The organism is Pseudomonas sp. VI4.1, assembly GCF_002029345.1.
Lineage (GTDB): Bacteria > Pseudomonadota > Gammaproteobacteria > Pseudomonadales > Pseudomonadaceae > Aquipseudomonas.
This window is the reverse complement of record NZ_MULM01000143.1, coordinates 30,630-56,734: the sequence shown is the minus strand read 5'-3', so window position 1 is coordinate 56,734 and position 26,105 is coordinate 30,630. Positions and strand designations below refer to the sequence as shown.

Genomic DNA, 26,105 nt, shown 5'->3' with positions numbered 1-26,105 from the left:
ACGTTAACGTCCAGCATCCAGCACGGTAGTAGCGGTAAATGGGGGGAGATCCCCATGCCGCCGTTCGCGCAGTTAAGCCCGCAAGATCTGCAAACCCTGGCGACGTTCATTCTGCACCAGTAAGCCCAGACCAGGCTAACTAGCATTCATGTCGAGGCTGCTGCCAAAAGCCCCGGCAACGAATCCCAGATCAAGCTGACGCCCGCGAGCGCCATCAGTACGAAGACCAGCCAACGTACCGTGCGCGACGACAACTTCGGCGGATAACGGCGCACCAACCAACTGACCAGCACCACCAACGGCAATGCTTCGGCACTCAACCACAACGTGGACAGTTGCATCTGTCCTTGCGCTGCGACCAGGCCAAGGCGCGCCGCCGCGTTGGCGGAAAACACCGTGATCAGGGTATTGCGGATGATTTCGTAACCCAAGGGCTGGCGGTACAGGTGATAAACGATCGGCGGCCCGCCGCTGGAGAACAAGCCGTTGAGCAGTCCGCACAAGCCCCCGGCCAGCCAGAACGAAGGCTGCCGGGACAGTTGCGTTTTCGCTTTGTTTTGCACCACAAGCATGAGGCTGGCCGCGACGATCAGTATGCCGAGCAGCAGGCGAAGCCAGGTCAGCTGGCTACCACTCAACGCACCGAGCCCCCACACGCCCAGGCTGACGCCAAGCAGACTGCTGAGCAACACGGGCATCAGCACCGCGCGGTCCAGCTGCGGTTTCGGCCCGCCCAGGGTACCCATGGCATTACCCAGGGTGAGGATACTGATCACCACCGCCACCTCGGACAGCGGCACCATGTGCAGGGACGCAACCAGGCCCATCAGGATCAGGCCGAAGGCAAAGCCGGTGAGGCTTTGGGCAACGGTGGCCAGGGCCACACAACACAGGAAAATCAGATGCACTTGCAGGCTCATGGCGCCTCTTTTGCGGCAGGTTAAGCCAGCCTGCCGCCACACGGTGAGCGTGTCGGCGGCAGCCTGGTGATCGGGCGGGGTCGATGCATGTCTCAATGACGCGGGCTCATCCCAGCCACTTCACCGCCACCAAAATAATCGTCGCGAGAAATACGGTTTCACTGACGAGCAGGGTCGCCGGACGCCAGCCCACTTCCAGCAGCGCCTTCAGTGAAGTCTTCATGCCCAGGGCGGCGATAGCGGTCACCAGGCACCAGCGCGACACATCGCCGGCTAACTCCTGCACCTGCGTCGACGCGATGCCACTGCTGTTAATCGCGACAAACAGCACAAAGAAGATGATGAACAAGGGCAATGGCAGTGCCGGGCGCGGACCACCATCACCGCGCTTGCGCAGCAGCAACGACAGACTGAAGACGATCGGCACCAGCATGGCCACGCGCAACAGCTTGACCACGGTCGCGGTGTCGCCGGTTTCCTCCGACATGCTGTAGCCGGCACCGACCACCTGGGCCACATCGTGAATGGTTGCGCCGAGGAATATCCCGGCCTGATGGGCGTCCAGGCCGAGCCATTGGGCGATCGGCGGATAGGCAATCATCGCGATGGTGCTCAGCGCAGTCACGCTGATCACCGTGAAGATGATGTTGCGCTCGCTGTCCTTGTCCTGCGGCAGTACTGCGCAAATGGCCAGCGCCGCCGACGCGCCGCAGATGCCCACGCTGCCGCCGCTGAGAATGCCGAAATCCCGTGACTGGCCGAGTAGCCGGGAAAGGATGATGCCGAAGCTGATGGTCAGGAACACTGCACCGATCACCACCGCCATCAGCGTCCCCCCCAGCGAGAGAATCTGCTCGACGGTGATGCGCATGCCCAGCAACGCCACGCCGCCGCGCAGGATGGTGCTGGAGGTGAAACGGATACCTGCGACCGCCCGCCCCTCCTCGGAAAGAAAGCCCAGCGCCATGCCCAGCAACAGGGCCATTAACATCACCGGCGCACCGTAGTGCTCGGACAGGAACGAGGCACTGGCGGCGACTACCATCGCGGCGATGATGCCCGGCAGCAGCAGGTTGAGTTTCTGCTGACGGCGTATCAACCAGGACGATGATGGCTGAGCCGTGTCCGGCAACTGGCTGTGGACGGGGGGGATTGTGTGGTGCTGTTTTATTGTCATGTGGTCACCTACACCCTTTGGTTATGAATCACTGGGTTTCGATGCTAGAGAAAACTCCGCCCCCTCATTAGGACCACCTCAAGGCGGTCTTAGGGGCCAGCCGACACCTGCGTGTTTGGCCTGTAGGAGCCGGCTTGCTGGCGATGGCGGAGTGTCAGGTGAAAGTGATGGTGGATGTGCGGGCCTTTTCGCCAGCAAGCCGGCTCCTACAGTGGCCAGGCGCTGGCCTGGCTCAGTCGGACAACTGCTGCAGGCGCTGCCGGGTTTCAGGACTGTAGTGCACGGCGGCCACTGGAATCCGATCGTCGATGGCGTTGCGGATCTGCTCGGCGTCGGCCTCGGTGAAGGCGCCGCACAGTTCGATCAATTGCACATGCCGGGTCAACAACTCCTGCGCCACCAGCACCGCTTCCTCGACGCTCGCAACGCCGCACAGGGTCGCGGCGAAGGTGTCGGACTCGAGGCGTCCGTTGTGGGTGAGGAATTGCATGCCTGGCGCCTTGAAGATAAAGCCATAACGTTGCACCGCCATCGTGGTTCTCCTTGGGTCTTGGGTTGCTTAGCCGGTCGCCAGCAAGCGGCTGCGCGACTGCCGACGGTAATCGATAAAAATCGAAGCCAGCGCGCAGGACGCCAGGCGCGCCTCCAACGGGTCGCACGCGAGGTGAGAATGATCGGCACCCGCGCGCCCAGCACCAGGCCGGCGGCCGTGGCGCTCATGAAATACACCATCTGTTTGAACAGAAAATTACCGGCTTCCAGGTTCGGCACCAGCAGGATATCGGCATGGCCCGCGACCTCGCCGCGAATGCCTTTGATCCGCGCCGCTTCCAGCGACACCGCGTTGTCGAAGGCCAATGGACCCTCGACGCAGGCATCGCCCAAGGCACCGATCGCCGCCAGTTTGGCCAGCTCGGCGGCATCCTGGCTGGACGGCATGCTGCGCGTCACTTCCTCGGTACCGGACAGCACCGCCATGCGCGGCTTTTCATAGCCCAAGGCGTGCATCAGCTCGATGGCGTTGCGGGCGATATGGATCTTGTCGATGATCGTAGGCTGCACGTTGATCACCGCGTCGGTGATCGACAAGGCTTTGTCGCTGCCCGGCAGTGTCATATGAAACACGTGACTGAGACGGCTGGCGCCACGCAGTCCGACTTCACGCTTGAGTACCGCACGCAGCAGGGTATCCGTGTGCAGATGCCCCTTCATGAGCGCCTGCGCGTTACCGGCACCCGCCAGGATGCAGGCGACTTCGGCGCACTGTGCATCGTCACTGACGTGCATCAGGCGCAGGTCGTGCAGGTCCCAGTCGAGTTCTTCGGCCAGGGCACGGATCTGCGCCTGATCCCCGACCAGCACCGGCTCGATAAGCCCTTCATCGCAAGCCCGCCTGGCACTGCTCAGGCTCAGTAGATTGACCGGATTGACCACCGCCGTGACCACGCGCGGCAAGGCCTTGGCCCGATCAAGCAGGAACGCCGGGCATTCCCGTGGAATAGTGCTCAACATGCTTGGATTCCTGTTTGTTCACGGTAGAAACCGCGATCCCCTGTGGCGAGGGAGTTCATCTAATGCAGGTGACCGGCGCCAACCGGTCACCTCGGCGACTCAGATGTAGTCTTTGTACTTCTCGAGGAAGCGCACCGGCTTGGACAGCGCATCGCGGCGGAACGGATCGCCCAGTTCGCGGGTACACATGATCTCGATCACCGTGGTCTTGCCGGCCTTTTGTGCCTCGCAAGCCGCTTTGAGCGCCGGGCCGACGTCTTCCAGACGGTCAACGGTGACGCCTTCGGCACCCATCGAGCGGGCAATGCCGGCGAAGCTCTGGTTTTCCAGTTCGCCTGCGACAAAGCGACGGTTGTAGAAGTCCACCTGGTTCTTCTTCTCCGCGCCCCACTGACGGTTGTGGAACACGATCGAGGTGACCGGGATGTTCTCGCGCACACAGGTCATGATTTCCATCATCGACATGCCCCAGGCGCCGTCACCGGCATAGGAGATGGCGGTGCGGTGCGGTGCGGCGACCTTGGCGCCGATGATGGTCGGCAGCGCGTAGCCGCAGTTGCCAAAGCTCATGGCGGCGAAGAACGAGCGCGGCTTCTCGAAGCGCAGGTAGCTGTTGGAGACCGAGTTGATATTGCCAATGTCCGTGGAGACCATGGCATCGGCCGGCATGGCTTTTTCCAGTTCACGCAGGACCTGGCGCGGGTGCAGGTAGTTGCCGTCCTCACCGCTCTGCTCCTTGATCATGTCCAGCGAGAATTCGTCCTTCTCGTGGATCCAGGCGCTCAACTCGGTTTCCCAATCGAATTTTTCCTTGGCGATTTCCTCGGCACGTGCGCCCTTGTTTTCCAGGCACTGCACGTCGAGGTTCTCCAGACGACCAAGCAGGTTGACCGCCGCGGCCTTGGCGTCGCCGCAGATACCGACGGTGATTTTTTTCACCAGGCCGAGCATTTTCGAGTCGCAGTCGATCTGGATCACCTTCGCCTGCTTCGGCCAGTAATCGAGGCCGTGCTGCGGCAGGGTGCCGAATGGGCCCAGGCGAGTCCCCAGGGCCAGGACCACGTCGGCGCGCGACAGCAGTTTCATGGCGGCCTTGGAGCCTTGGTAGCCAAGCGGGCCGCACCACAGCTGGTGACTGGCCGGGAAGGAGTCGTTGTGCAGGTAGCTGTTGACCACCGGCGCGCCGAGGTATTCGGCCAGCGCCTGACAGGCTTCGACGGCGTCGCCCATGACCACACCGCCACCGGAGATGATCACCGGGTTCTTCGCCGCCGCCAGTATCTTTGCAGCTTCGGCCAGGCTCTGCTCGCCACCGGCGCTGCGCTCGATACGGATCGGCGTGGGGATCTCGACGTTGATATCGCCGTAGAAGAAGTCACGCGGAATGTTCAGCTGGGTCGGACCGTTTTCTTGCATCGCCCGATCGAAGCAACGGCCGGTCAGTTCCGCCATTCGCGCAGGGTTAGGCACATGGGCCTGGTACTTGGTGATGGTTTCGAAGAACGGCAGTTGCTGGGCTTCCTGGAAGCCACCGAGGCCCTGGCTCAACGAGCCCGTTTCGGGCGTGATCACCACCACCGGGCTGTGCGCCCAATAAGCGGCGGCGATAGCAGTGACGAAGTTGGTGATGCCGGGGCCGTTCTGCGCGATGCACACGCCGTGTCGACCACTGACCCGCGAGAAGCCGTCGGCCATGTGACCGGCGCCCTGCTCGTGGACCACAGGGATAAAACGGATGCCGGCCGGAGCGAAGATATCCATCGCATCCATAAAGGCCGAACCCATGATGCCAAAGATGTCGGTGACGCCGTTGGCAACCAGTGTTTCAACCATTGCTTCGCTGGGGGTCATGCGTGGCATATCGATAATCCTCTCGTTGCTTAAGGTAAGGCGGCTGTGGCGCCAATGACTTGGGGCTAGAGTAGGAGTCGGCGGAAATGGCAGATAGGACCAGTTGAAGACCAACTGTTAAGCCAGCTGGGTCCAGATTCGCCAGCAGGCACAGACGACCCGGGCAGGTGCACGACAGGCGTCGCACACGCCAAAAACCCGCGCCATTACTGGCGCGGGGCAGCGTCTGGAAAAGGGTCGGTCAGCTTATTTGCTGGATGAGCTCGGCAAGCAGTTTGATCCCCGGGCGGATGCGCTCGGCGGGAATCGAGGAGTATCCGAGACGGAAGTAGTTGAGTGGCGGTTGCTCACCGAAGAAATGAATATCGCCGGGCTCGATCAGGATGCCGTGCTCGGCGGCTTCCTTCTGCAGGCGTCGCGCATCCAGGCTGTCGGGCCCCTTGACCCAGTAGCAGGAGCCGCCGAAGCTCGGCTCCTTGGAGGATTCCGGCAGGTACTCACGCAGGGCCGCGCCCATTTGCTGATGACGCTCCTCGTACGCCCGCATCAGGCTCATGATCAACGCGTCGTGGTACCCGCGCTCGAGGAACAGCGCCACCGAGCGCTGATTGTTCGCCGCCGGATGACGCACCATCAATCGACGCAACGCCCGCGCCTCGCGGATCAGGGCTTCGGGCCCCACCAGATAACCAACCCGCAGGCCGGGCGCCAGGGTCTTTGACAGGCTGCCGACGTAAAGCACCCGGTCATGCTTGTCCAGACTCTTGAGCGCCGGGATCGGGCTGCCCTTGAAGTTGGTCTCGCTTTCGTAGTCGTCCTCGATGATCAGAAAATCGTGCTCGTTGGCCCGCTGCAACAGTTCGTATCGGCGCTCCAGGGGCATGGTCACGGTGCTCGGGCACTGATGGCTGGGCGTGGTGTAGATAAGATCGCAGCCATTGAGCTCATCGGTCAGCATCAGGCCCTGGTTGTCCACCGCCAGCGGCTGGATTCTCGAGGGGTTGAGCGTGGCGATATTGCGGATGTCCATGTAGCCCGGCTCTTCAATGCCCATCAGGCTGTCGGGGCGCAACAACAGACGCGCCAGCATATACAGCGCGTGCTGCGCGCCCACCGTGACCAGGATCTGCTCAGGCGACGCCCAGACGCCACGACGCGGCAACAGGCGGGTCCTGATCTGCTCCATCAGCAGGGGATCGTCGTTATCGAAGCGGTCCGAGGCCCAGTCACGGATCGCCGGGATGCTGACCGCGTCGCGGCAGCATTCACGCCAGTTGGCGGTCGGAAACAAGGCCGGGTCAAACTGCCCGTAGATAAACGGGTATTTGTAATTCTGCCAATCCCGTGGCTTGCACATGTTGCGTTGCTGCGAGGGTTGCATGACGAGCCGTTGCGACCAGTCCAGCTGGGTGGTGGCGGCCTCGCCCTGGTCCGCACGCGGCGACTCGACCTTGTGACCCAAGATAGCCGGATTGACGTAGTAGCCGCTGCGCTCACGGGCTATCAAGTAGCCATCGTCGAGCAGGTGTTCGTAGGCCAGCACCACCGTGTTGCGCGCAATGTTCAGCTGTTTGGCCAGCTTGCGACTGGAGGGTAACGGGCTATCGAGCGGAATATTGCCGTTGAGAATCACTTGGGCGATCTGCTCGCGCAGTTGCTGTTGCAGGTGGGTGGATTTTTCGGCGGACAAATGGAACAACTGGAACATAGCGGCCTCGACTAAACGAACGACAAGCGCTGGCACCGCACACCACTCGGCCAGTCACTTCAAAATGCGCTTGCCGGCACAGCGCTAACGCGGCGATTGCCAGGCAGACTAGCAACAACGCCTCGGCAAGACTATCCAGCGCTCGACTTATAACGCTGCAGACACAGCAAGACCGGCCCCTCGACAAAACCAAGGGGCGGTCCGCTCAGGGCGCAAGCGTTATGGCTGAGTGGCAAGGCGGCCAAAGGCGTTGTCCAGGGCGGTGATGATCACATCCAGCTCCTTTTGTGTGGCGATCAACGCCGGGGCGAAGCACAGCGTATTGTTGAGCTGCTCGAAGCTGCGGTTGGTACGCCCGATCATCACCCCCTGGCGCATGCAGTCGGCGGCGATGGCAATCGGCACGCTCTCCGGCACCGGCTCCTTCGTCTTGCGGTCCTTGACCAGTTCCAGGCCACAGAACAGGCCCTTGCCGCGCACATCACCAATGATCGGGTACTTGTCCTGCAGCTCACGCAGGCGACCCATGAAGTACTCGCCCATATGGGTGACGTTCGCCAACAAGCCCTCGTCCTCGATAATTCGCATATTCTCCAGCGCCGCCGCCGGGCCTGCGGTGCAGCCGCCGAAGGTGCTGATGTCACGGAAGTAGCCCATCCGGTCATCGGCCTCGCCCTTGAACGCTTCGAACACTTCCTCGGTGGTCACTGTGCAGGAGATCGCCGCGTAACCGCTGGCCACACCCTTGGCCATGGTGACGATGTCCGGCTTGATGCCGTAGTGCTGATAGCCAAACCACTTGCCGGTACGGCCCAGACCGCAGACCACTTCGTCAATGTGCAGGAGGATGTCGTACTTCTTGCAGATCGCCTGAATGGTCTCCCAGTAACCTTCCGGCGGCGTGATGACGCCCCCGCCGGCGGTGATCGGCTCGAGCACCACGGCCCCCACGGTATCCGGCCCTTCGGCAAGGATGACGCGCTCCATCAGCATGGCGGCGCGCACGCCATAGTCGGCGATTTCACCGAACTGCGAGCGGTATTCGCAGCAGTGTGGAAACTCAACGAAACCCGGGGTGAAGGGACCGTACTGGTTCTTGCGCTCGAACTGGCCGGTTGAACTCAGCGCCGTAATGGTCGTGCCGTGGTAGTCCCGCTCGCGGAACAGAATCTTGTGCTTTTTCCCACCGTACTTCTTGTGCGCGATCTGCCGCACGATCTTGTAGGCCTTCTCGTTGGCCTCGGAACCGGAGTTGGAGTAGTACACCCGGCTCAGGCCAGGCATCTTCTCGATCAGTTTCTTGGCGAACCGGGCGCCAGGAATGTTGCCCGCGGAGCCGGCGAAAAAATTCATCTGCACCAACTGATCGCGCACGGCGTCGGCAATACTCTCGCGGCCATAACCGACGTTGACGGTCCAGACACCGCCAGACACCGCATCCAGGAACTCGTTGCCCTTGATGTCCCAGACCTGCATGCCCTTGCCCTTGACGATCATCAGCGGGTCGTTCTGCTCCAGCGGTTTGTGCTGGGACAGGTGATGCCAGACGTGAGCGCGGTCACTGGCCAATGCCTCGACTGCGTCGTACTCGTGAGCTGTTGTTTTCATGCTGACCTCTCGACTGGTGCATTTTTATTGTGGGTCACCGGGCAGCAGACAAGCGCCAGGCACCGACATACGAAGGAGCAGTACTCGGCATCGCAACGCAGCACTGCCCGATCCACCCCTGGGGACGAAATTAAGAACAAGCAGCGCGCGCAGTTAGAACCAGTTATTGCCCACGCGTGATGCCAGCCATCAATCACCGCACTGGACCAGCGCCGCAGCCGCGACTGGCTCTTTCAAGCGCTGCGCCAGTCCCCTCACCCTGCGAGCACGACAGCCGTCACCTGCAGGAGAACCTGAATGATTGAAGTGGAGATCAACGGGGTGCTGATGAACACCGCGATTGCCGCGCGCTCTCCCCCCCATGGACGCCAGGCAGACCGGGCCCTTCGAACGGATATATCCATTTGATCCCGGACCACCTTGTCATTTGCCAAGGCTTGAGGCAGGGTCGATAACATTGACACTTCTGCCACAGGAGTCACCTATGTCAAAGCTATATCCCAGTATCGATCCCGACGGACTGATCGAGTACTCGGTGGTCTACACCGACCGCTCGCTCAACCACATGTCGCAGGCGTTCCAGGGGGTGATGAAGAACATTTCCAGCACCCTGAAACAGGTCTACAACGCCCAGGCTGTTGCGGTGGTCCCCGGCAGCGGCACCTTCGGCATGGAAGCGGTGGCGCGGCAGTTTGCCGGCGGCCAGCAATGCCTGGTGATCCGCAATGGCTGGTTCAGTTATCGCTGGAGCCAGATCCTCGAGATGGGCAACATCCCGGCGGCGACCACGGTACTCAAAGCCCGACCGGTCGAGCCCGGCCGCCAGGCGGCCTTCGCACCTCCCCCTCTGGACGAAGTGCTGGCAACCATTCAGGCGCAGAAGCCGCAGATCGTGTTCGCCCCCCACGTTGAAACCTCATCGGGGATCATCCTTCCCGATGATTACCTGCGCGCCGTCGGCGACGCCGTGCATGCCGTGGGTGGCCTGTTCGTGCTGGACTGCATCGCCTCGGGCGCGCTGTGGGTCGACATGCAAAAGTGCGCGATCGACCTGCTGATCAGTGCGCCGCAGAAGGGCTGGAGCGCGTCCCCTTGCTGCGCCCTGGTGATGTTCAGTCCGTTGGCCCTGGAGCGCATCGAGCAGACCCAGAGCAGCAGCTTCGCCTGCGACCTGAAAAAATGGCTGCAGATCATGCAGGCCTACGAACAGGGCGGGCATGCCTACCACGCGACCATGCCCAGCGACGCGCTGGCGCGTTTCAGCGAAATAATGAAAGAGACCCAAGCCTATGGCTTCGACAAGGTTCGCGACGAACAGCAGGCGCTGGGCGACCGGGTGCGCGCCCTGTTGACCGGCAAAGGCATCAAAAGCGTGGCCGCAGCCGGCTTTGAGGCCCCTGGCGTCGTAGTCAGCTATACCGACGATGCCGAGATCAAGAGCGGCAAGAAATTTGCCGCGCACGGCCTGCAGATCGCCGCCGGCGTGCCGTTGCAATGCGACGAGCCGGCCGACTTCCAGACCTTTCGCATCGGTCTGTTCGGACTCGAAAAGCTGCACAATATCGAACGCACGGTCAGCACACTCGAACAGGCGCTGGACGAGGTATTGGGTAACTGAGCCATCCACAACCTGTGGCCAGCCCACGAATCGCTATCCCTTTAAACAGGTCGCCAGCCGCCACGACTGGCCGTATCGGGTGCCGGTAACTGGCCCCTCCCCAACACGGGCCACCTCCCTAGAATCAAGACTTCCTTTCCGGCCCCAAAGGCGATATTCATGACCGACCTGAACTTCGAACCTGCCAGCCGCCTCGTCCCTGTCCGGGAGTTGTTCGGTATCGACTCCAGCATGCGCGTCCCGGTATTCCTCACCCCGGACGAACATGTGCCGGAAGTCGACGCGGCTTATCGCTTCAACCCGGAAGTCACCCTGGCGATTCTCGCGGGCTTCACCCGCAATCGCCGGGTGATGCTGCAAGGCCTGCACGGCAGCGGCAAGTCGACCCATATCGAACAGGTCGCGGCGCGGCTCAACTGGCCTTGCACGCGCGTCAACCTGGACGGTCATATCAGCCGCCTGGACCTGATCGGCAAGGACGGCATCGTCTTGCGTGAGGGTAAGCAGGTCACCGAATTCCAGGAAGGCGTCTTGCCCTGGGCACTGCGCCGGCCCATGGCGCTGATCTTCGACGAATACGACGCTGGCCGCCCGGACGTCATGTTCGTGATTCAGCGCATCCTCGAACGCGACGGCAAGCTCAACTTGCTCGACCAGAATCTGGTGATCCATCCGCACCCCGCGTTCCGCCTGTTCGCCACCGCCAACACCGTGGGCCTGGGCAACCTGAACGGGCTGTACAACGGCACCCAGGTGCTCAATCAGGCGCAGCTGGATCGCTGGAACATCGTCGCCACCCTGAACTACCTGCCCCAGGCCGAAGAAGTCGCGATAGTTGCCGCGCGGGTGCCGCACCTGCTCGCCCGCCACGGCGAACGGTTGCCGACACAGATGGTGGCGGTGGCCGACCTGACTCGCCAGGGCTTCGCCAGCGGAGACCTGTCGACCCTGATGTCGCCGCGCTGCGTGATCTCCTGGGCGGAAAACATGGAGATTTTCAGCGACCCGGCGCTGGCCTTCCGCCTGTCGTTCCTCAACAAATGCGACGAAGCCGAACGGCCAATCGTCGCCGAATACTACCAACGCTGTTTCGACGACGAGCTGGCCGAATCGGCGTTCCCCCTGCTGGCACTTGCTTGAACCCGTAAAGGAAGACCCCCATGACCCCACCGCCTCGCCGCGAGAAACGCCAGCAACAACTCGAGGAACTCTGCGCAGCGACACTGCGGGCACTGTCCGGTGAGCCACGCGTACGCTACCGCGGCGGCCGCCTGGAAGTGCAGGAACGGCACTTCCCGGTGCGCGCCCCGCACCTGCACCCAGACCCCGAGCACGATGAGCGTCAGGCCTGGCGCGGGGTGGCGGATAGCCTGGCGCTGCGCTTGAAGCACAGCGATCAGGCACTGGTCCGCCAGGTGCTCCCGGCGCAGCCCATCGCGCGCCTGGTGTTCGAACTGCTCGAGCAACTGCGGGTCGAGTCGTTGGTGGCCGACTGTCATCCCGGCGTGCGGCGCAATCTGTTGCAGCGCTTCGAGCAGTGGAGCCAGCAGTTTCTCGACGCCGGACAAGCCGAGGGACACGTCGGCCTGCTGCTCTTCACCCTGGCGCAGATGAGCTGGATGCTGCTGTGTGGCGGCCGCGCCGGGGAACAGACGGAAATGCTCATCGAAGCGCCACGCCTGAGCCTGCTCGGTCATTTCGGCGCGGCCTTCGGGCTGATGCGCCGCTGTCGCCATGACCAGCTGGCGTTTACCGGGCATGCCCTGCTGATTGCCGCCAAGGCACAGGAATTGATCGAGCACCTGGATGCCGAACTGCTTGGAAACGACGAGCGCAAGGTTTCGGACATCGCCGAGAAGACTCACCTGGCCTTCGCCCTGTTACTGGACGTGGATCAGGATGGCGAGGGTGAGGTCAACAGCAGCGGTACTGCCCAAGGCAATCCAAGGGGCAGCAGCAACGCCTTTACGTATCAAGTATTCAGCCGCGACTACGACTGCGAGCGTAACGCCACCCGCCTGGTACGGCCCGAGTTGTTGCGCGAACTGCGTCAGCGCCTGGACCGTCGCTGCCGGCCAGGGCCTTAATCTGCCGCGCCTGGCCAAGCGCCTGGGTGCCCTGTTGGCAGCGCCTCGTCGAGATGGCTGGGCCTTCGCCCAGACCGACGGACAGATCGATGCCGGCCGCCTCAGTCGCCTGATCATCAGCCCCGAGCAACGCGAGATTTTTCGCCACGAGCTCGAGCGTCCGCACAGTGATTGCCTGGTCAGTCTGCTGATCGACAACTCCGGCTCCATGCGCAACCACATCGAGAGTGTCGCCTTGCTGGCTGACGCCTTCAGTCGTGCCCTGGAACTGGCCGGCGCGCGCAGTGAAATCCTCGGGTTCACCACCGGCCAATGGAATGGCGGGCGCCCGTTGAAGCGCTGGCGCGCCCTGGGCCAGCCAGCCGATCCGGGACGACTCAACGAGCTTAGCCATCTGGTCTACAAGGATGCCGAAACGTCCTGGCGCCGCGCCCGGCCGACCATTGCCGCGTTGCTCAAGTCCGATCTGTTTCGCGAGGGCATCGACGGCGAGGCGCTGCTCTGGGCGCGTCAGCGGCTGCTGCAGCGCGACGCACGACGGCGCATCCTGATCATCATCTCCGACGGCTGCCCGATGGACAGCGCCACCCACCAGACCAACCGGCAGGACATCCTCGACCTGCACCTCAAGCAAGTGACACGACAGATCGAGCAGGAGGGCAGCATCGAGTTGTACGCCCTCGGCGTCGGTCTGGACCTGAGCCCCTACTATCGCCGGAGCCTGGAGCTCGATTTGTCGCGCAGCCTGGACAATGCGGTATTCGACGAAATCCTGCGCCTGCTCAACGGCCGCCACTGACCCCCGATGATGCCTCCCCAGCAGGGAGGCTCGGTGCGGTCCTGCTAATCCTCAACATTGGTGTACTGCATTGCTCGCGGTTGGCGGGTGCCCGGCGACAATAAAAAAGTCGCCAATCGGCGACTTTTCTTGAAACCCTGACGAGTCAAAACGGCTAGCTGTTCGCCGGTACAACTTCCGGCAGGCCCTTGATCCGCCGCCAGATGCTGCGACTGATGAACGCCAACAGCAGAATCGCCAGGCTGGCGACGCCCAACGCCAGCGGCATGCGTTGCTCGGGGATGAAGGCCATGCCGGTCACGATGCCGAGCATGCCAAAGATGGCGACGTAGGTCAGGTAGGGATAACACCACATCCGGACCTTGAGTTTCTCCGGCGCCTCGCGTTCCAGCTTCGCCCGCAAGCGCAGCTGAGACAGGGCGATCAGCACATAGACGAAGATCGCCACGGTGCCATAAGAGTTGACCAGGAAGGCGAAGATGGTCTCCGGCGATATGTACGACATGATCACCGACAGATAGCCGAACAGCGTGCCGAAAAAGATCGCCCGGCGCGGTACGCCGCTCGGGGACAGCTTGGCCAGGCTGCGCGGTGCGTCACCGCGTTTGGTCAGTGCGAACAGCATGCGCGAGGACGCGTAGATGCCCGAATTGAGACAGGACAGCACGGCCGTCAGCACGATGGCGTTCATCACGTGCGCAGCCCAGTCAAAGCCCATGGCTGCCAGAGCGCTGGAATAAGGCGTGAGCATGGCGGGCGAGTCCCAGGGGACCAGGGTGACCACCAGCAGGATCGAGCCGACATAGAAGAACAGCACGCGGGTGATCACCGAGTTGGTGGCCCGCGCGACCGAGCGTACCGGATCGGCAGATTCGGCGGCGGCCACGGTGACGATCTCCGCGCCGAAATAGAATCCGGTCGCCGCCACCGCGCCCGTCAGCACCGGGCCGATGCCGTTGGGCATGAAGCCGCCGTGACTGAGCATCGAACTCAGCCCGTGGTGGGTTTCGGTCGGCCACATGCCTAGCAGATACAGCCCGCCCAGCAGCAGGAAAACCAGGATCGCCGCGACCTTGATCGAGGAGAACCAGAACTCGAACTCGCCGAAGGAGGCGACCGAGCACAAGTTAGTGAGGGTCAGAATGATCATCAGCGTCAGGCTGATGCCCCAGGCCGGTACGTCCGGCAACCAGAACTGAATGAGCGAAGCGCCGGCCACGGCCTCAACCGCGACGACGATCACCCAGAAATACCAGTACATCCAGCCCGTGAGGAAGCCGGCCAGTTGGCTCGACTGTGGATGATCGGCCCAGGCCATGCGTGCATATTCATAGAAGGAGCCGACGGTCGGTATGGCGCAGGCCATTTCGCCGAGCATGCGCATGATCAGAATGACCAGTACGCCGGTGACCAGAAAGGAAATCAGGGCCGCGGGCCCCGCAGACTGGATGACCACACCGCTGCCGACGAACAGGCCGGCGCCGATGACACCACCGAGGGCGATCATGGCCATGTGGCGTTGCTTGAGTCCCGATTGCAGGCCTCCGTTGGAGCTTTCCGATCGGGTTTGTTGAGGTACGGACATGCTGCTCACCCCATTCGTTATTGTTTTAGGTTGAAAGGCAGTTCAGAAGCAGTCGGTCATCGATCCTTCATGGGGAGCGAATCTGGCTGCCTTCGCAGTGTCTTCTGGGCGTGCAGAACTTTTTAGGACCAATTGCGGCGCGCTGCTGGAGCCACGTCGGGAGGTTTGGCATTGAACCTTCATTGCAAACCGTGATCGCACAATGACTACGATCTGTCTCTGCGGTTCAAGGAAGAACAGGTCCATGAAGTCAAGCCAGGGAAAAGGAACGCATAGATGATTGTCGGAATCGACCTGGGTACCACCAACAGCCTGGTGGCTGTCTGGCATAACGACGCCAGTGTGCTGGTGCCTAACGCCCTGGGTCAGGTGCTGACCCCTTCAGTGGTGGGGCTGGACGACGAAGGCCGGATTCTGGTCGGCCAGGCTGCCCGCGAGCGCTTGCACACCCATTCCACCCTGACCGCCGCATTGTTCAAGCGTCATATGGGCAGTGCGCACACCGTGCAACTGGGTACCCAGTCGCTGCGCCCGGAAGAACTGTCGGCGCTGGTGCTCAGGAGCCTGAAGGAAGACGTCGAGCGTGCCTACGGCGAACCGGTGACCGAGGCAGTGATCAGCGTGCCCGCGTATTTCAGTGATGCGCAGCGCAAGGCCACCCGTATCGCTGGCGAACTGGCCGGGCTGAAAGTCGACAAACTCATCAACGAACCGACCGCTGCCGCGCTGGCCTACGGCTTGCCTCAGCACGGCAAGGAAACCTCGTTCCTGGTCTTCGACCTGGGCGGCGGCACCTTCGACGTGTCAGTCCTGGAACTGTTCGACGGCGTCATGGAGGTACGGGCCAGCGCCGGCGACAACTATCTGGGCGGCGAGGATTTCGACCAGGTGCTGGCCGAACGCTTTATCCAGACCCAGCGCGACCAGCCAGGATTTCCGCCGACACCCTCCATTGCCCACGCGCTGCGCCGCGAAGCCGAGCGAGTCCGCCAGGCGCTGGGGCAGGAAACGACGAGCGAGTTTGTATTGCGGGTGGACGGGCAGCAATGGAAGCATGTCTTTTCCCAGGACGAGATGGCGACCTTGTTCGCGCCTTTGCTCGAACGCCTGCGCAATCCGATTGAACGGGCCCTGCGCGATGCCAGAATCCGCATCAACGAGCTCGACGAAGTGCTGCTGGTGGGCGGCACCACCCGCATGCCGCTGGTGCGCAAACTGGCCGCGGGGCTGTTTGGCCGCTTCCCCTCCTTCCACATCAACCCTGACGAAGCCGTGGCTCACGGCGCAGCGATACAAGCCGCGCTGAAGTCCCGCAGTGCCGCGCTGGAAGAGGTGGTATTGACCGACGTCTGCTCCTACACCCTGGGTATTTCAACCTCGGTCCGGGTGGGCCAACACTATGAGGACGGGCACTACCTGCCGATCATCGAGCGCAACAGTACGGTCCCCGTCAGCCGGGTAAAGACCGTGTGTACCGTCCATGAACTGCAGGAAAGCGTATTGGTGAAGATCTACCAGGGTGAGAGTCGCCTGGTGCGTGACAACATCGCCTTGGGTGAACTGGAGATTCCGGTCCCGGCGAACACCGGTGGCGTCGTCGACCTGGACGTGCGCTTCACCTACGACATCAACGGCATTCTCGAGTGTCAGGTGCGCATTCCCATGACCGGTGAACAGCATGCACTGGTCATCGAGAACAACCCGGGGGTGCTCGGCAGCGAAGAAATTGCCCAGCGCCTGCTCGCGCTGGCCGAGCTCAAGGTGCACCCCCGCGAACAGCAGATCAATACGGTGCTGGTGGCCCGCCTGGAGCGTTTGTACCAGGAAAGCCTGGGCGAGCTGCGTGAGCAGATCGCCCATTGGGCCAACCTGTTTCAACAAGCACTGGCAAGCCAGGACGAGCGCCTGATCCGCCAGGCTCGCCATGATCTGAGCGGGCGCATCAGCCTGCTCGAAACCGGTGGCGGATACTGAGCATGGCGGCTGATTTCGATTGCTGGGAGGTCCTTGACCTGCCCGCCCGGTCCGACGAGCGCAGCATCAAGCGCCAATACGCCAAACTGCTCAAGGTCAGACGTCCGGACGAGGACCCCGGCGCCTTCCAGCAGCTGCGGGAAGCCTACGAGCAAGCCTTGCACAGCCTGCGCGAGGGTTGGGACGAGGTCGATCGGGATCCCGCTGACGTACCAGCTCGGCCCGCTGCAGAGAACCGGACACACCCGAGCCTGACGCCGACGCTGTCCCTGTACGAGCAGGCCGTCGGGCTCCTGGACGGATTTGAGGACCTGGCGGTTGATCGATACTGGACCGAGGCATCGGCCAGAGGCTGCGGCGCCGAGTTCGAACGGCTGCTGTTCCAACGTTGCGTGAACGATCCTGAAGCGCATTGGCACCTTCTGACATGGGGCATTGAACAGCGCCAATGGCTGACGCCCTGGCAACGGATCCCCGCCAGTGAATTTGAGCAGCACTGTCTGGCCCGCGCCCTCACGGCAGCGCTGTACCGCACGCTTGACCAGCAGTTGGCAACCGGCGAGGAACAGCACTTCTTCGACTGCCTGGAACACCACAGCCAACAAGCCTGGCTCGGTGATTTCGCTCGTCGCCAGGCGTTGCAGGTGCACGTCCTCACGCTGTTGGTGAATACCGAGGACTGGTCACCGTCCCTGTTTCAACGGGTGTGTCGATTGTTCGCCTGGGACGTTGAAGCGGCGGTGGTGCCCATTGCCCAAGAGCAGTGGCAAGCGCTGCACCGGCGCTGCGAGCAGCAAACCTGGCTTGGCGAACTGCGCTCCTTGATGCAGCAACGTCAGCAACCTCCCAGTGCGCACGCCAACGCCGCCACGCTGTTCCTGCTGGCGACCCAACCGGCGCAGCAGGCGGAGCTGGCCGCAGGTTTCGTCGAGGCTGACTGGCAGGCCTGTGAAGAACTGGCAGCGACCTTCGCCACGCGTTTCCCCGACTTGCTGGGGATGTTCCCCAACCGTGATCCCTGGTTCTGGAAAGCACTCATCGGTCACAAGGACCCGCCCCATGGCGTGAAACGTGCGGCCTGCGTCTTGACCCTGAGCCTTGCACTGAACAACCTGCCCGGTTCCGGCCCCCTGCTGACGCTGCTCATGCTGCCACTCTATGCACTGGGTGGCCTGTTGGCGGCGCAGGTCGGCAAATGGCTGCTCAGCCATTGGACCTCCTTGACGGACAACCTGCAGGACCTCGACCAGCGCGCCAGCGCCTGGTGTGTACAACACAAACTGACCGCGGATCGTGGTTACCGGGTGATCCGCAATGGCGGCCCGTTACTGGCACTCGCCGTTGTCATCTGGCACTGGCTTGGGGCATTGGGGCTGGCGACTTATCTGCTCAACGGGGCGATCGGCCTGCTGCAGCCCGCCAGCGCAGTCCCGGCGGACCGCCAATACCGCTGGCGAAAGCCACTGCAGGCGATCTATCGGATCGCCGGGCTCAGCCGGCTGCAATGGGTGTTCTGCGTGACGATGGTGATTGTCATTGGCTACGTGCAACTGCATATGCCCGGCACCCTGCTCACTCAAGGTCGATTGCGCTGAATATCGTGCGGCCGATTCATCAACTCAGGAGACATGGAATGTTCGAAAACATCAACGTAATGAGCGAACCAAGGGTGCTGTCGACAGACGCCGAAGTCGATCAAGCGCAACATGCGCTGGGTAGTCGATTCCCCACCGGTTACCGTGAATACGTGACGCAATTTGGCGAAGGCATTCTCGGTGGCGTGTACATCCGGATCTACCCGCCACATCAGATATTGCACGGTGAAAACAGCCAGGCCAACTGGCTGGAACGCATTAACCAATACTGGTTCTGGGATGACGACAAAGCGCTGATGCCCAAGGAAAAGGCCCTGCAGTGCATCATCATTGGTGACACCTACGACGGTGACGAACTCATCATTCACCCCGGCGATCCTGAGCGTATCTATGTGTTGCCGCGCCATAGCGAAGCCGCTCTGGTTGCCGGCCACGGGCTGGTGGCAGCCATTGAATGGCTGTGCAGTTCAAACGTTCTGACGGAAGCCTTTATTGAGCGGGATTTCGAACCGTTTGATAGTCGTGTGCCTCAGTAAGGGGCAAAAGCGCAGGGTATTTTTTCGTTGGCAAGGTGTGCGCCCTGCCCCGAGGTTGTAGAAATTCTTCATCTGGTGGATCCGAATGAGCTTGCGTTACACAGAAAAAAACCCGCCTGCAGGCGTTGAAAAGATCACCCGAACAGAGCAGCAACTATCCCTCAACTCAGGTTCATGGATAAGCAGATTCTGGTCGCTCTGCGACGGAGCAATGATCGAGGACCTCGTGAAAATTTATTCGACGGATGAAATAGCCGAGCGACAACAGACATACGAAATAGCCGAGTACTTCCCAGGCTATCTGATGATCGGTGATGACTCGGGCGGCCGGCTGATACTGGTGGGCAGATCCGCAATAGAACGGTTTTATCTGCTGGGCTCGGGGTGCCCGTCCATCACCGATGGGCTGGCCTTTTCATCCATGGATGCCTTGATCAAGGACGTTGTTGGCTAATCCCCCGTTCATCGCACTCAAACCTGGCAACGACTCATGACCCTTACAGCGAGAAGCCCGATGTTGACCTTGAGTAGCGAACAGCTTCAACGAGAGATTCAGGCAGCGGCCCTCAAGGCCACCGAACAATTTCGCAAGGACTTCCCGAACGTCGAGGTCTGCGGATTCGCCTTGTATTCAGACGCCGATGCGCGAAGCCTGGCGCCGGCCTTCAATACCAAGGACCACCTGGCACGGGTGCAGGCTGAAAACCCCGAAGACCGGCTGTACTTCAAGTGGTCCCCCGCCGAATGGAGCCACGAAGCCTTCGGCGGACACTACTTCGCGGACCTGTCGAAAACACTGTGGAGCATGGCCGACGCAACTTCCCGGGACCATTTCGAACAGCATCGCCGGCAGGTTTTTGAGATATGTGTCGCGGCCATGCAAACGCTCACAGGCTCGACTTTCGAGCACGCTATCCAGGTGTTTTCAGTTGCTGGTTTTGAAAGCACACATGAGGAAATCGCCTGGATTTGTGCATTGAACACCCCTGAGCAGGCCGGCGAATTCAAGTCCTGGCTGGAGCAACACGCGGACGGGTGAGGTATCGATGTAGATCAAGGGCATTTTGAACCATAACCCCCATTCGCAATCTGACTGTTGTTACCCCATTGCCCTCAAGTTCAAGGAAGAATACTGCGATGTACGCTAACGCTTCCGGCTCAGGGCATGACTTTGGATCAAGGACCTTCCAATGAATCTGCCACCGTTCACCTACCACCCGGACCCTGTTGCCAGCGGCTCGGTACAACCCTCCACAAACACCTGCGTCAGCTGCGAACAAGCTCGCGGCTACGTCTATGTGGGGCCGGTATACGCCATCGAAGATTACGAAGCCTGCATCTGCCCCTGGTGCATTGCCGATGGCAGCGCTCACCAACGCCTCGGCGCAACTTTTATCGATGAAGACAGCATTGGCCTGGACGCTGAAGAAGAACTCGATGAAGCGCTGGTCGCCGAGCTGAGCCAGCGCACGCCCGGTTTTAATGGCTGGCAGCAGGAGCGATGGTTCACCCACTGCAATGACGCAGGCGAGTTCATCGGCAAGGCAGGCCATGCCGAGCTGCTTGCACTAGGGGCTGCAGCAATGACTGCCGTACAGGACTCGACGGGGCTGGAGGACGGGCCTCAATGGAACAGGTTCTTCAGTGCACTGGACAAGGACCACGGCCCTACCGCCTACCTCTTCAGATGCCGCCATTGCTGCGCATTGGGTGCCTATCAAGACAACCATTGAACGAACAACCAAGCGCATCGAGTCCGAATCCACCGCTATCGCAGGGCCCCTCTCATGTCACTCGTAGATACCTACCTTGCCGGTCTACGCCAAGTATTGCCGGCCGAAAACCTCGATCAACTGAAACTGGCCCATGGCGCTTCGGCGACAGACTTGCAGCAGCTCACGGAGCGTTATCCGTTGTGCCCGGCAAGCCTGCTGCAACTGCTCGGCCAGATCGACGGCACGCACTTCAGGGATTACCCCGACGGCACCGTCATGGTGCTGATGCTCGGCTCGGATGTGTTCGAGTACCCCTATTACCTCCGTTCCGTAGAGCAGATATTTGAGGACGCCCACGCTGACACCGAGAGCATTGCGCAGATATATGAGGGCTACCTGGATGAGGAACCCGACCTGATCGGCCCCGGCATCGACAGCACATTGCCCATGAACAAACGGCTGTGCTTCTCCCATTGCATGAACAATGGGGGAACCTCAAGGCTGTATATCGACTTCAACCCAGCGCCCGGTGGAACAGTAGGTCAAGTCATGCGTTTTCTGCACGACCCTGACAGCTACAAGGTCATTGCGCAAAGCTTCGATCACTACCTGCAACAGCTGATCGATGACAACTACTCGTTTATTTATGAGGATGAATAAGGTCAGCGTTGGCCAGCGCGTTGTTGCATCGTTGGCTCAATCGAACACTCAAGCACCTCTAACAACGCCAGCGTCACCGGCAGCTTGCATCTCTACCGCCCCGCACCGACGCAATCCTACGACAGCAGTAGTGTCTCTCGATCGATTAATGTTATGTTATTACATATCTAACGGAGAACCGATTTTGAAACACTACGCGCCGCTGCTGGCAGGACTCACCCTCGGACTACTCGAACAGCCGCTATCTGCGGCCGAAACCCTGGTGCTGGATGAGCTCTCGATCACCGATTCATTTGTCGAGGAGCGCGCCGACGGGCCGGTGCGTGGCTATCGCGCCACTCGCTCGGCCACGGCCACCCGCACCGACACGGACATCCGTGACACCCCGCAGAGCATCGACGTCGTTTCCGCCCAGGTGATTGAGGACCTTAATACCTCCCGCATCGACCGCGCCCTGGATTTCGCCGGTGGCGTAGCGCGACAGAACAACTTCGGCGGCCTGACCTTTCTCAACTACAGCGTACGTGGCTTCACCACGGGCGAGCTGTACAAGAACGGCTTCGCCATCAACCGTGGCAGCTACAGCTCGCCGGATACCTCCAACATCGAGCGCATTGAAGTACTCAAGGGGCCGGCTGCCAGCCTCTACGGTCGTGGCGACCCCGGTGGCCTGGTCAACATCGTCACCAAGCGCCCCCAGCCCGAAGCCTTCAGCACCCTGAGTTTCAGCGCTGGCACCTGGGATCGCTATCGGAGCAACCTGGACGTCAACACCCCGCTCGACAGCGAGGGCAACCTGTTGGCGCGGGTCAACCTGGCGGTCGAGGACAACGGCAGCTTCCGCGACCACGTCGGCAATGAACGACGCATCGTCAGCCCGTCGCTGAGCTGGCAGATTTCGCCGGACACCCGGCTGATGCTCGACACCGAGTTTTCCCGCACCGAATCGGTGTTCGACCGCGGTATTCCTGCGGTCAATGGTGAGCTGGGTTCGGTCAAGCGCTCGACCTTCGTTGGCGAGCCCAACGATGGTGAGATCCGCAACGACAACCAGACCATCGACCTGGCGCTGGAGCACTACCTGAGCGACGACTGGAAACTGCGCCTGGCCAACCACTACACCCAAGGCACGCTCCAGGGCGCGAGCTCCGAGCCCCAAGCCCTGGTCGGCACGACCATCAGCCGTTTCTACCGCGAGCGTGATTTCGAGTGGAACGACTCCATCACCCAGGCCGAGCTGCACGGACACTTCGAACTCGGCGGTTGGCAGCATCAGACGCTGACAGGGCTGGAATACGAGAACTACCGCAACAGCCAGAAGTATCCCCAGAGTGCCACGCTGCTGAGCTATGGCCTGGACATCTATAATCCGGTGTACGGCCAGCCCAAGCCGGCGCTGACCCGTGCCAACGACTTCTTCGAGCACACCGAGAGCTACGCCCTCAACCTCCAGGACCAGATCGCTTTCACCGAACGCCTGCGTGGGCTGATCGGGGTGCGCCTGGAGCGCATCGAGCAGACCTCGCTGAACCGGACCACGGGCGTGAGCAACAGCCAGGAAAAGGACGTCGCCACTGCACGCATCGGCTTGCTCTATCAACTGACGCCGCAGGTCGGCGTGTTTGCCAACGCCTCCACTTCGTTCAAGCCCAACACCGTAGGTACCCAGGGTCAGGTGTACAAGCCTGAGAAGGGCCTGGGCTATGAGAGCGGCCTGAAACTCGATCTCTTTGACAGTCGCATCGGAGCGACTATCGCCCTGTTCCACATCGACAAGGAAAACGTCATCACCACCGATGCCCTGGGTGACAGCGTTGCCGCAGGTAAAGCCCGCAGCCAGGGTCTGGACCTGCAGTTCAGCGGCCAAGTCACCGATGCCCTGCGTGTCATCGGCGCCTACGCCTACATCGACGCCGAAGTGACCAAGGGCGACGCGGCCATCCCCCAAGGCAGCGACCTGCTCGGTATCGCCCGAAACAGCGGCAGCCTGATGGCCGTGCACGAGTTCCAGAACGGCCTCCTGCGGGGCTCGGATATCGGCGCAGCCATGAGCTACGTGGGCGAGCGCTCGGGCCAGACCGGCAGCGCTTTCACCCTCCCCTCCTACAGCACCCTCGACCTGCTCGCCCATTACAAAGCCAGCGAGGAAGTCACCCTCGGCCTGAACCTCAACAACCTGTTCAACCGCAAATACTACGAACGCGCCTATAACAGCGCCTGGGTCACACCGGGCGATCCGCGCAACCTCAGCGTCAGCCTGACCCTCAACCTCTGATCGAAGGTGGGTCAATCAAGATCGTACTGGCACGACTACGCGGCGTGTGACCTTCCTGATTGGGACGCTCTGTAGGTGCCAGGACGCCGTATGACGAAACGAGTTTCCTGAATGCCTTACCGAGACCCAGCTCACCACTACTCAAGAACCTTTGACTAGCGCTCCTTTTGATGTAACAAAATATTTCAGCGAGGTTTACCTATAGACTAGCCCCTTATACGATGAAAGCCGCATTTACTACGCTCCATTAGGTTTGAGTCAACGATGATTAGACACTGAACGTGAACGGTGTAACAAAGCTATGATTTCTGGCCACGCAACGTTTGCGCGTGAAATAATAAACAGCAGCTGGATACAGGCGCAATTGTTTCTTGCACCTATCTCCAAGCTATTATTGAGTGTCTCAACGATGGGCGACACTGGTTTTCTGGCTGACAAAACTAAAATTTTCAGCATTGTTGTAGTTAACTACAAAACACCCGAAATAACCAAAATATGCTTAGACCTATTGCATCAGCATGTGGGCAACAGCGGCGTCCCCATATGGGTGGTTGACAACTATTCCGCCGATGAAAGCACAGAGTACTTGCGGACACTTGACTGGATCAACCTAATCGAGCGAACCACTCCCGAACCGGAACAGGGCCATATCGCGCATGGCAAAGCACTAGACATGGCGTTGGCACGTATTGATACCGACTACGTATTTCTGCTGCACACCGATACGTTCATTTTCGATAAAAATGTGTTTCCGATGATGCTCAACAAATGCATGAAGAACCCGAAGGTCGTAGCCGTCGGTTGCGTAGAACAATTAAACCGCGGCACCACCAGAACCCTTTGGCGCTTCAGCTCACGACTATTCAAACACCACTTCAGACGCATGAAACTTTCCCTTGGACTACGCTCCAGAGAGCCAAAACCGTACAGGGAAGTTCACCTGAAGAGCTTCTGTACATTATGGAACTGCAAACTGATCAAACAGCACGACATGCACTTTTTGATGGATGATCGTGTACCTGGCTATACCCTCCAAGACCGCATGACCGAGCTTGGTTATGTCGTTGAACTTTTGTCGCCGCGTAAAATATTCAGTTATCTCGATCACATTCAGTCCGGCACTGTAGCTGCAGCCGGAGGCTATGAAACGACGCATAGACGAACCAAGATGTACAACGACCTCCTGGAGCGCCTGAACAAGGGCGACAGCAAAGGTCAAACATCGCAGACACGCAACAAGTAGTGTGGGCAACACTACTAAACGTCATCCATAGGTCTTTATGTTCAGGTTATTGGAGCGGTAATGACAGCCATCACTCAAACACTACCTATCACCCTCTCCCCGGAGCTTGATTTCGACCAGAACGCCGCCAGCACTTTCGGCCACTCGCTAGCCAGTAGCTATGTCCAGGCCACGCCATTTCCACACATCGTCATCGATAATTTTTTACCGAAAGACCTGATTGCGAGTATCTGCGCGCACTTTCCAGTCGAGCCAACCAACAACGAAATGCTCTACGAGCGTGGCTATAAAGGTCAGCACAAACGACAAATCAGCCCCAACGAATGCGATCCCTATCTGAAGACGGTTTTCAACGCCTTTAATTCGGCACCCATGTTGCAGTTTCTTGAAAAGCTGACGGGCATCGAAGGTTTGATACCCGACCCATACTTTACCGGTGGCGGACTGCATGAAACAAAAAATGGTGGTTTCCTGGGTGTGCACTCGGACTTCAGACTCAACAAAAAACTTAACATTGAACGCAGACTGAATGCCATTATCTATCTTAACGAAGACTGGCAAGAGGAATACGGAGGCAACTTGGAGCTGTGGGATGTCGACATGAAGACTTGTCTTAAAAAAGTCCTGCCAGTTTATAACCGCTGCGTTATTTTCAACACAGACAAAGACAGCAATCATGGGCACCCAGAGCCTTTAACGACTCCGCAGCACATCACGCGCAGATCTATAGCGCTTTATTACTACACCGCAGCAACCGTGGCGGCCGATCCCGCGCAAAGAAACAAAACCCATTACAAGCCAAGACCCAAAGATCGTTTAAGCCTCAAGTACTATATGAGCAAGCTGATCAAGAAGAAAAACTAAACATATCGCCAGACGATTGTTTTATTTTTTTGATTTTTCACCTACTCCAGAGTCTAGACACTCCGACTGTCGGCTTTGGGTCGATCCTGTTGAAAAAGCCAGACTTTCAGCTCGCCTGAACTCAAGCACGCCAACACTGGAGAACCGCAACCAACCGCCGCAAGCTTGATGCGCTGAGCGCATTGGTAGCGCGCGGTCAGCTGCGGCCACACGTTGGCGCCGTCTATTCACTTGCCCCCCGTTCACAAAGAACGCATTGAAATGTTCCGACGTGCATTTGCCGAGGTCGCTCCTTTGCTCAGCCGCGCGAAAGGTACCAGCAGTCCAGCTGTAAAGCCCATGAAACAACAGCTTACAGTCGAGAAACTAAATACTGGA

22 protein-coding genes and 3 pseudogenes are annotated in these 26,105 nt (G+C 60.3%); 17 read left to right on the top strand and 8 right to left on the bottom strand.

All coding sequences use genetic code 11. The features are described 5' to 3' along the window. Nucleotides 1-123, top strand: a pseudogene (locus tag BZ163_RS35590) (cytochrome C552); the annotation flags it as partial. Nucleotides 124-146: 23 nt separating this feature from the next. On the opposite strand, the gene BZ163_RS12785 reads toward BZ163_RS35590, so the two are convergent. The 7 genes from BZ163_RS12785 to BZ163_RS12755 form a co-directional block, all read right to left on the bottom strand. Beyond that, complete coding sequence (locus tag BZ163_RS12785) at nt 147-920, bottom strand: TSUP family transporter (RefSeq protein ID WP_128871212.1); 774 nt, start codon at nt 918-920, stop codon at nt 147-149. A gap of 106 nt (nt 921-1,026) precedes the next feature. Continuing rightward, nucleotides 1,027-2,097, bottom strand: a complete 1,071-nt coding sequence (locus BZ163_RS12780; RefSeq protein ID WP_128871211.1) for a YeiH family protein — start codon at nt 2,095-2,097, stop codon at nt 1,027-1,029. 232 nt (nt 2,098-2,329) lie between these two features. Next, nucleotides 2,330-2,587 carry a DUF6506 family protein gene (locus tag BZ163_RS12775; protein ID WP_256578995.1) on the bottom strand — a complete coding sequence of 86 codons (258 nt, stop codon included), beginning with the start codon at nt 2,585-2,587 and terminating at the stop codon, nt 2,330-2,332. Beyond that, nucleotides 2,479-3,609 (bottom strand): bifunctional enoyl-CoA hydratase/phosphate acetyltransferase, encoded by a 1,131-nt coding sequence (locus BZ163_RS35585; RefSeq protein WP_256578994.1) that lies wholly within the window; start codon nt 3,607-3,609, stop codon nt 2,479-2,481. The genes BZ163_RS12775 and BZ163_RS35585 overlap by 109 nt, the downstream gene beginning before the upstream one ends. Nucleotides 3,610-3,708: 99 nt before the next feature. Beyond that, the gene (xsc, locus tag BZ163_RS12765; RefSeq protein ID WP_128871209.1) at nt 3,709-5,469 is read right to left on the bottom strand and encodes a sulfoacetaldehyde acetyltransferase; all 1,761 of its coding nucleotides are present in this window, start codon (nt 5,467-5,469) and stop codon (nt 3,709-3,711) included. A gap of 232 nt (nt 5,470-5,701) precedes the next feature. Continuing rightward, a complete protein-coding gene (locus BZ163_RS12760) occupies nt 5,702-7,168 on the bottom strand; it encodes a PLP-dependent aminotransferase family protein (RefSeq protein WP_128871208.1) in 1,467 nt (488 codons plus the stop codon). A 219-nt stretch (nt 7,169-7,387) separates the two neighbouring features. Then, a complete protein-coding gene (locus BZ163_RS12755) occupies nt 7,388-8,776 on the bottom strand; it encodes an aspartate aminotransferase family protein (RefSeq protein WP_128871207.1) in 1,389 nt (462 codons plus the stop codon). Nucleotides 8,777-9,260: 484 nt separating this feature from the next. Here BZ163_RS12755 and BZ163_RS12750 point away from each other — a divergent pair, with 484 nt between their 5' ends. From BZ163_RS12750 to BZ163_RS35135, 4 genes are all read left to right on the top strand, one after another. Continuing rightward, nucleotides 9,261-10,394, top strand: coding sequence for an aminotransferase class V-fold PLP-dependent enzyme (locus BZ163_RS12750; RefSeq protein WP_128871206.1), 1,134 nt, complete (start codon nt 9,261-9,263; stop codon nt 10,392-10,394). Nucleotides 10,395-10,553: 159 nt separating this feature from the next. Then, a complete protein-coding gene (locus tag BZ163_RS12745) occupies nt 10,554-11,534 on the top strand; it encodes a MoxR family ATPase (protein WP_128871205.1) in 981 nt (326 codons plus the stop codon). Between the two features lie 20 nt (nt 11,535-11,554). Continuing rightward, complete coding sequence (locus BZ163_RS35140) at nt 11,555-12,481, top strand: hypothetical protein (RefSeq protein ID WP_218190510.1); 927 nt, start codon at nt 11,555-11,557, stop codon at nt 12,479-12,481. 34 nt (nt 12,482-12,515) lie between these two features. Next, the gene (locus tag BZ163_RS35135; RefSeq protein WP_218190509.1) at nt 12,516-13,280 is read left to right on the top strand and encodes a hypothetical protein; all 765 of its coding nucleotides are present in this window, start codon (nt 12,516-12,518) and stop codon (nt 13,278-13,280) included. 154 nt (nt 13,281-13,434) lie between these two features. On the opposite strand, the gene BZ163_RS12735 is transcribed toward BZ163_RS35135, so the two are convergent. Next, entirely contained in the window at nt 13,435-14,865 is a 1,431-nt protein-coding gene (locus tag BZ163_RS12735; protein WP_218190508.1) for an amino acid permease, read from the bottom strand. Nucleotides 14,866-15,141: 276 nt separating this feature from the next. Between BZ163_RS12735 and BZ163_RS12730 the strand changes: the two genes are divergently transcribed. The 12 genes and pseudogenes from BZ163_RS12730 to BZ163_RS35580 form a co-directional block, all read left to right on the top strand. Then, nucleotides 15,142-16,839, top strand: a complete 1,698-nt coding sequence (locus tag BZ163_RS12730) for a molecular chaperone HscC (RefSeq protein ID WP_128871204.1) — start codon at nt 15,142-15,144, stop codon at nt 16,837-16,839. A 2-nt stretch (nt 16,840-16,841) separates the two neighbouring features. Further along, nucleotides 16,842-18,434 carry a J domain-containing protein gene (locus BZ163_RS12725; RefSeq protein ID WP_128871203.1) on the top strand — a complete coding sequence of 531 codons (1,593 nt, stop codon included), beginning with the start codon at nt 16,842-16,844 and terminating at the stop codon, nt 18,432-18,434. A gap of 38 nt (nt 18,435-18,472) precedes the next feature. Continuing rightward, nucleotides 18,473-18,970, top strand: a complete 498-nt coding sequence (locus BZ163_RS12720; protein ID WP_128871202.1) for an SMI1/KNR4 family protein — start codon at nt 18,473-18,475, stop codon at nt 18,968-18,970. Nucleotides 18,971-19,055: 85 nt separating this feature from the next. After that, entirely contained in the window at nt 19,056-19,424 is a 369-nt protein-coding gene (locus BZ163_RS12715) for a hypothetical protein (protein WP_128871201.1), read from the top strand. 60 nt (nt 19,425-19,484) lie between these two features. After that, the gene (locus tag BZ163_RS12710; RefSeq protein WP_168187354.1) at nt 19,485-20,009 is read left to right on the top strand and encodes a DUF4303 domain-containing protein; all 525 of its coding nucleotides are present in this window, start codon (nt 19,485-19,487) and stop codon (nt 20,007-20,009) included. 151 nt (nt 20,010-20,160) lie between these two features. Next, entirely contained in the window at nt 20,161-20,703 is a 543-nt protein-coding gene (locus BZ163_RS12705) for a CbrC family protein (protein WP_128871199.1), read from the top strand. A gap of 54 nt (nt 20,704-20,757) precedes the next feature. Then, entirely contained in the window at nt 20,758-21,345 is a 588-nt protein-coding gene (locus tag BZ163_RS12700; protein WP_128871198.1) for an SMI1/KNR4 family protein, read from the top strand. A 184-nt stretch (nt 21,346-21,529) separates the two neighbouring features. Then, nucleotides 21,530-23,620, top strand: a complete 2,091-nt coding sequence (locus BZ163_RS12695) for a TonB-dependent siderophore receptor (protein ID WP_178110474.1) — start codon at nt 21,530-21,532, stop codon at nt 23,618-23,620. Nucleotides 23,621-24,029: 409 nt separating this feature from the next. Further along, nucleotides 24,030-24,863: a glycosyltransferase gene (locus tag BZ163_RS12690; RefSeq protein ID WP_128871213.1), complete on the top strand. Its 834-nt coding sequence runs from the start codon at nt 24,030-24,032 to the stop codon at nt 24,861-24,863. 60 nt (nt 24,864-24,923) lie between these two features. Continuing rightward, nucleotides 24,924-25,727, top strand: coding sequence for a 2OG-Fe(II) oxygenase (locus tag BZ163_RS12685; RefSeq protein ID WP_128871196.1), 804 nt, complete (start codon nt 24,924-24,926; stop codon nt 25,725-25,727). A gap of 143 nt (nt 25,728-25,870) precedes the next feature. Further along, nucleotides 25,871-25,963, top strand: a pseudogene (locus BZ163_RS36385) (NADPH:quinone oxidoreductase); the annotation flags it as partial. Continuing rightward, nucleotides 25,941-26,042: pseudogene (locus BZ163_RS35580) on the top strand (antibiotic biosynthesis monooxygenase); the annotation flags it as partial. The pseudogenes BZ163_RS36385 and BZ163_RS35580, both read left to right, overlap by 23 nt. Between the last annotated feature and the right edge of the window lie 63 nt (nt 26,043-26,105).